Source organism: Myroides sp. C15-4 (assembly GCF_050522745.1).
GTDB lineage: Bacteria > Bacteroidota > Bacteroidia > Flavobacteriales > Flavobacteriaceae > Flavobacterium.
The window spans coordinates 1-7857 of record NZ_JBMVQX010000058.1 but is presented as its reverse complement, the minus strand read 5'-3'; the positions used below and the strand labels follow the sequence as shown (position 1 = coordinate 7857).

Here is a 7857-nt window from a genome sequence, read left to right as displayed (position 1 = left end):
GAATAATTTGTATTAGGTGTTAAATTAGATACCTCGACTGGTAACGTAGTTAAGTCCGTTACCGTGTTAGAAGTTACTAGACCCGTAGCACCAGAACCTGCTGCTCCTTCTGTTCTAACTTCATAGTAAATCGATTGCGTTGTCGCTCGCTCTGTTACGTTAAATGTTAACTCTGTTGCAGTGGTTCTAAGAATAATTGGAAGAGCCATAGGGCACTCAATTTCTGCACCAAAAGTTATTTTTAAATTAGGTCTAGTTGATCCTGATGCTTCTGAGAGATTCCCAGTAGGCGCTGAACCATCGGCATATGCCATAAAATGCATGCCTGAAGCAGCAGTTCCCATTACACTATAAGAACCTCCTCCTCCGCTTCCTCCATAGTTAGTTTCCACTAAAACCATTAGGTTGTTCGTTCCTCCTGTATAGGGAAAAGAAACGAAAGAAATAAGACTATTAAATCCCGTAGTAGTCGGATCTAACATCCCATCATACACCAAAGTAGCACCCGTGATAAAAGTAGACCAAGTAGCTGCAGTTAAGGTTGTAGAAGTTGTCTCCTTCAAGTAAATTTTAACTGCTCTAGCACTAGCAGTTGAACTACTTAGGTTCCAGGCTAGTTCATTGATAAAACCTGTTTGTCCAATCTCTGTTGCAGTATACAAAGCAGCCGATCGTTCATAGCCCCAAGTGGCTCCGAAAGGCCAACGCTCCGTAAGAGTACCGGTGCCAATCGTTACTTCCTGCCCATAGCTAAGTAGCGCACTTAACAAGAACAAGAATAGCATCGTAATTTTCTTCATACAAATTCGTTTTAAGTTAGTTAGGATCAAATATAAAATTTTTTTATAATAATATTAACAAATTAAAAAGATTAACAAAATACAACAATTACAAATATGTTATTTTTAACAACACTTACTCATCAATTTACATAAAAAAAGCACATAATAACAAAAGAAGCCTAATTTGAGCGATTAGAAATTAACAAAAATATAAGATAATGAGATTTTATTGCTAATTATTCATTTCTAGCTCTTAAAACAAAAAATCCTCACCCCATAACAGGGCAAGGACTTTTCAAACTATACTAAACTTAATACTTAAACTATTTCGATCAGTAGAAAAACGAGATGAACCGAACACTTTCTTGGACAGGAAGACATCACTCAAAACCACAAACTAAACAGAATCTTTAATCACCTTGTTGCTATCTGAAGTAATGTAATCTATTCCTAACCAACAGTGTTTCTTCGCACTGTTAATCGATTGTACTAATAAATAAGCTCTACCCAACCAGTACGGAGTTTTCCGAATGAAACAACAATATAGTAGTACGTTCCTGATGGAAGTAATTTACCCGACTTATTTTGTCCATACCATTCTTTGATGTAAAATCCACGCGAATAAACTTCTACTCCATTTCGGTTAAAGATCTGAATTTTTGAAATTCCGTGTTTACTCAAATCAAAAAAGTCATTCAAACCATCTCCATTTGGTGAAATTCCCTTTGGTATTGGACATTCATCATAACGCACAGTAAAACTACTTTCGTCCACACATTCAAGACCTTGTAAACCTTTATTATACGCATAGATATAAATCGTTTGCGGTTTTACAATTGATGTACCTGCTTGAATTTCTTCTCCTTTTCCTTCTGGAAGTGTATAGTATTTATTATACTGCGATAATGTTGGCAAAACGAAAATATCACAATACATCACCTGATCCTCAATACTATCGGCAATCGGTTGATCCACTACTTCTAAAGAAAAACTCGTCTGACCAAAACAGCCTTTTTCATCTTCGCGATAAATGTAAATCTTATGGATACCAACCTTATCAAAGGTCTCTCCTCCTTGGTATATATCTCCATGCCCATATTCATCTGTGTAATATGCCTCTCCATCTTTTACTATAGGGAACATATAATTCCCACAAACGCGTTTGTCTCCAGAAACGGTCACTTCAAATGAAGGTAACACACTAACTTTAAATGATTTAACCTGATAACAACCTGTGCGTTTATTCATCAGTTTAGCATAGAGTAAACTACTGTGTTCAAACTCAAAGATACGATCCAACTGACCGATATTTGCATTTAGGTCATCTTCACTAGCAAAATAAGTTAAATCGTACTTACTAGGATCTAAATCACCTAAAATAAACCTATTATTTTCAGTCACATCCACAAAATTTACATGCCCTTTCGGTCTAGCACAATCAGTTAATTCAACTGGAATTCCCATTGTAAAGTCTTCTTTTACAAATTGAAATTCCTTGGAAAGAACTATTTCATTGTCACAAACCTCATATTTAGCCTTAGCAGTATAATTTACTGTTTCTGATACTTGTACCTCAATTTTTGTATCAGCAGAGAAGAATTCTCCATCTTTCTCCCAAAAAAACTCAGCGGTAGAATCTCCATCTGGAGTAAAACGCCAAGCTTCGTTTTGGGCTTCCCAACGACCTGTGTTGCGTTCTGGAGGTGTAATTCCCACCGTTCCGTCTTCATTTTGAAGGCCGATAACGGCATTTCCTTTCCATGAATCGCATATTGAATGTCTATTTTTTACATATACTTCGATGATATTAGTTCCTTCATACATAACCATCTGAGAAGTCTGTGTTGTTCCTTCCACATCCTCAGGATTGTATGAACACCCCTCTCCATCTCCATACCCAAACATTCCTAAACGGTACACATTAAACACTAAGGTTCTACAAGGTGCCTTACCAATAATCTGATAGTTGATTGAATGATCCGCTGGAGCTATACCCTCACCAGGATGTGTATCCTGAAATACGCCCAGGATCGAGTTGATCGTTGGACCAAATAATGAATTCAACAAGCCAGGATCACTTGGCACAGACTCAATTGGATTGTACGCGGCTCCCCGCGCTCCTGGAATATAACGTCCTCCTGGTATAACACCTTGAATACTAAAACTGATAGTTCCGTTGGTATTGATTAAAATCTTATCGTACTTATTCCCATAGAAACAAAAATCAAACCCCAGATCTATCACATTTGACCAAACATCATCAACGGTCAATTCAATTGCTCCCCCTCCTTTAAAAGGGAATGGTGGGTTGTACTCAATCGGATCTACGCGATATGTATTTGTTTTTAAAATATCGTAATATGAAGCCCCTAACTCAAAGTTAAACGTTCCTTTATCGCAGATAATATACTCTCCTTTGTTGTTTTTATCCAAGTCTCCAAGTTCTGAAAATTCGATTTCTGCACTTATGTTAGCACATCCTGGAGGTGAAATAAAAGTGATAACTCCTACCTTTGACCAACGTCCCCTATCTTGTTGTGAACAAATCGGACGCACATAAAAGCGATAAAACTGGCCATCTGATCCCGTTGGGTCTGGGTTTTCAAATACAAAAGAATTTGTATCAACGACAACTCCTGTTGTATTGTCAATTGGTCGTGTCTCATTTTCTATCGGTACAATAAACACTTCCCATTGCGTTTCATCTCCTTGAGGTTCCCAGGTTAATAGTACTCTGGAAAGAACTCCCTCCAATATTTCTGATTCTAAGTTCGCCACAGTCGGACATGTAATTGGGGTAATTTTAATATTGTCAATTGCTGCAGCTGGCTGTTCCCCCTCCGAACTATTTTGTCTCCATTCAAAAACCAAACGCGCAGTTCCTCCTGCATAAGCGGATAAATCAATAACTTCTTCTAAACCAACAAAATCTCCTTCCTTGTTGTATTCCCCACCAATTTGCGTGCGGTTTGTTCCTGCCACAATCGGCTGGCCTGCTGCTGCGCTAAAAGAAACGGGAACTAACCAAATTTTAAAGTAGTCGTAATTTGAACCGAAAAATCTCTCCCCCATACAACGCCAATCAAATGTAAGTAAACAACCACTTATTCCCTCTGGCACTTCAATATCGCGATAAATATGAGCTATTGTTGCCAATGACACATCATAAGTATTGGTCAGCCCTTCATCTTTTGATATATAGAGAGAACTGCTTCCGCCCTGAGCAACCGCAGTTCCTATTACCCACTTATTGACTGAATTGTTGAAAGAATCCCAATTGTTATCTCCTTCAAAATCATCTTCAAAAGGAAGTTCTGCTGGTATTTGTCCAGTAACAATTGAAGCCATAGTCCAAAAACTCTTACTTGTAGCACTGCAAATAGTTCGAATCCAAAAATAATAACGCGTATTTGGAGCTAAACCTTCTATTGTATATGAATTAGCTGTAGTTGTCCTTACAGCTCCTATCACGGCGTCTCCCAACAAGCCTGTATTTATAGTTGAATAGTAAACTTCATAATTACTTTGTTCTGCTACAGGTGACCACGATATTGTCACAGAATTAAAAGTCACATCTTCAAATACAATATTAGTCGGTTCTGCACACGTAACTACAGCTATCTCTAAATTATCTATTGCTGCTGGTGGTTGATTTCCACCATTGGGATTATTTTTCCACTCAAAAAGCAAACGCATCGTCTGACCTGCATAAGCAGATCCATCGAAGACAATTCGCTCATTGAGAAAACTGTCGTTAAGATTATAAAATTCTCTACCCAATCTTACACCTTCACTATTTACAGCAGTAGTTTGAACACCTGCTATAGGAGTATAAGTAACAGGCACCCACCACACGCTAAAGTAATCTCGGTTATTTTCTCCTATGCAACGCCAATCAAAATTAACACCAATATTGCCAGATTCGATAGGAACATTGAAATCCTTGTACACATGAGAAGTTTGCTCTTTTGGACGATTTGCATAGGTATTGTTCATTCCATTGTCATCACTGATGTAAAGAGAACGTTGTCCTCCATTATGTACCGCATTATCTACATACCATTTATTAACATCGTCATTTGCCTTTGCATAAGCCCGATCGATTTCAAATTCATCACTAAACGGTAAATCTGCTGGAATTAAAATCGTTGTTACTTTGAGTGGGCCTGTCCAGAAACTCTTCGTTGTCGTTGAACACAGCGCGCGCACCCAAATATAATACTCAGTATTACTTGTCAAGTCTGTAAAAGTATGCGTTGCTGTAATTACTGTATCACCAGTACTAGTTTCTGTTGGGGGAGTTGATGTTGTAGTGATTTTTAATTCGTAATTTGACACTCCATCCAATATGTCCCAATTTGCTTTAATACTCGTTGCAGTGAGAGTATCTGCTACTAAATTTTGCGGTTGAATACAAGTAGCATAATTGAACATCAAGTTGTCAATCGCCGCTGGTGGCTGGGAGCCATCCCTATCGTTATTTTTCCATTGGAACACTAAACGCATAGTTTGCCCTGCATAAGCAGAAGCATTGAAAACGATATGTTCCGTTGTGAAGATCGAATTTAAATTATACACTGTTCGCCCTAATCGAATATGATCGATTGATGCTGTAATCTCACTTCCTACAGCAGGTTGATAAGTCAATGGCACTAACCATACGCTAAACCCATCACTGTTATCCCCTATAGAACGCCAATCAAATTGGACTTCTAGTTCTTCTGCATCTGCTGGAATTATAAAGTCTTTAAAAACATGAGACACTTGCGTAGTCGAGGTCGTATATTGATTCGCTATTCCATTGTTATTACTGATAAACAAGGCTGAAGTACCCCCGTTATTTGTAGCCCTTCCGATATGCCATTTGTTGGTCATCGCATTGGCAAACCCATAAGTCACGCTAGTCTCAAAATCATCAATGAATGACAGAGTAACAGGAGTTAAGGCTGTAGTGAAAACAATAGGTCGTTCAATCCAATCTGTTTTCGAATTATCTCCGCATATATTTCTCAACCATACATAGTATGTAGTAGATTCTGTTAAATTCTCAAGTATCAACGATCTTTCATCCACACTAGCCAAAGTTCCTGTAGCAGGAGTTGTGGCTACAGGAGCGGTATTGATTGTCGAAACATAATAATCGATACCATTTGATTGCGAATTGTTCAAAATACTCCATTCTAGTTGAGCACTTTCTACGGTGATATCATTAATACGACCATTAACGGGTAAATAACAGCTAGGTGGGACAATTCCATCAATATACATTTTTGGGAGATATTGATACCTTCCATATGCCGTTACATGCCCACTTTCTGGGGTATAAAATACATCCGCAGCTCGCAAAATACCTCTGTATTTATCAGTTTCAAATGTTGTAAACTTTGATCCGATAGACCAATCTGGGGCATATTCATATACAGCAATTGCCAGATTACTCTCACCATCCCAAGTAAACGGACGATCAAAAACAATTTCTGCCCAACTATTCTCTACTAGTTCTACTGTTCCTTGAAAAACTTGTGAAAATTCGCTGTGATCAATCCAATCACCAGCAGCTGTTCCTGTAAATTCCGCTTTAGTTGTATTGGCCAAATATACGCTCCACGTATTGTATTTTGAAACATTACCTGTTCCTACATAGTAAAATTTTATACGTTCAATAAGCATCCTATCTTCTAAGATATCACCAACCTCTTCAGTTTTATATATCATTTGAGAATAATTATACGAACTTGTGGAATAAATTGGCAGATTGCTCTCCTGTCTACTCCCTCCTCCAATAACACCTACTTCAGGTGTAGTAAAATGAGTTCCATTTGAAAAAGGAGATGATTGATTGTCAACACAATTTACACGAATATATAACACATAGCTCGTACTGGGTGTTAAATTTTGAACAACCACTGGTAGAGTAGCGAAATCCGTCACTGTACCAGAAGCTATCAAACCTGTAGTACCTGAGCCCGCCCCCCCTTCTATTCTAACCTCATAATCAATCGATTGCATTGTCGCACCTTCTGTTACAGTAAATATTATACTTGTTGCTGACGTTCTAAGGATAGTCGGACTAACAAAAGGACATACAATTTCATCTCCGAAGGTTATTTTTAGATTGGGTCTAACCGATCCAAATATTTCGGTTAAGTCTTCAGTTGGTTCAGTACGATCTTTTGAAATGGTAAAATGTCTTCCAAAAGCCTCTGTTCCTTTCACCTCATAACTATCACCTCCACCAGTTCCACCAAAGTTAGATTCTACCAAAACCAATAAGTTATTATCCCCTCCTGAATAAGGAAAAGAAACAGAAGACAAAAAACTGGTAAACCCCTCATTCGATGGATCTAGCGTGCCTTCGTAAACCAAAATCGCTCCGGCGATATAAGTAGACCAGCTAGCTATGGGTAAAGTCATCAAGACTGTTTCTTTCAAATAAATCTTAACTGGTCTTGCACCCTCACCAGTAGTACTAAAATCCCAAGCTAGCTGATTAATAAAACCTGTTTGTGCTATTTCCTGAGCAGTATATAACGCTGCCGATCGCTCATACCCCCAATCTGCTCCAAAGGGAAACCGATCTGTAAAGGTACCAGTACCAATCGTCACCTCTTGTCCATACGAGAATAAAGCACTCAGTAGAAACAAAAAGGATATAGTAATTTTATTCATACCAATTCATTTTAAGTTAGTTAGGATCAAATATAATTTTTTTTATAATATCATTAACAATATCGTTGCAAACAGAATAGAAATACTAATTATTAATTATATTAATACATTAAAAAGAATAAATATACCACATAAATAACATTAACAATGAACATAAATTAAAATAACATTATTTTGAAACTATACCAAATATATTATTTTAACAAAACTATATGATTTTTATGCTTTATTGTTAATTGTTGCTTTCTAACCCTTAAAAACAAAAAATCCTCACCCCATAACAGGGCAAGGACTTTTCAAACTATACTAAACTTAATACTTAAACGAATTATTTAATGATGACAAACTCACTTCGTCTGTTGATCGCGTGATCTTCTTCTGAACAGTTCGATTTGCAATCTATTTT

At 37.4% G+C, this 7857-nt stretch carries 1 protein-coding gene and 1 pseudogene; both read right to left on the bottom strand.

Features of this window, described 5'->3' with window-relative positions:
• A pseudogene (locus ACPDHL_RS15670) lies at window positions 1-800 on the bottom strand (gliding motility-associated C-terminal domain-containing protein); the annotation flags it as partial.
• A gap of 471 nt (window positions 801-1271) precedes the next feature.
• Window positions 1272-7451, bottom strand: coding sequence for a fibronectin type III domain-containing protein (locus ACPDHL_RS15665; RefSeq protein ID WP_430533663.1), 6180 nt, complete (start codon window positions 7449-7451; stop codon window positions 1272-1274).
• Window positions 7452-7857: the final 406 nt, after the last annotated feature.

Bases quoted from the DNA above. Each gene is read 5' to 3' on its own strand.
- ACPDHL_RS15665 (WP_430533663.1), bottom strand. From the start codon at position 7,451: ATGAATAAAATTACTATATCCTTTTTGTTTCTACTGAGTGCTTTATTC.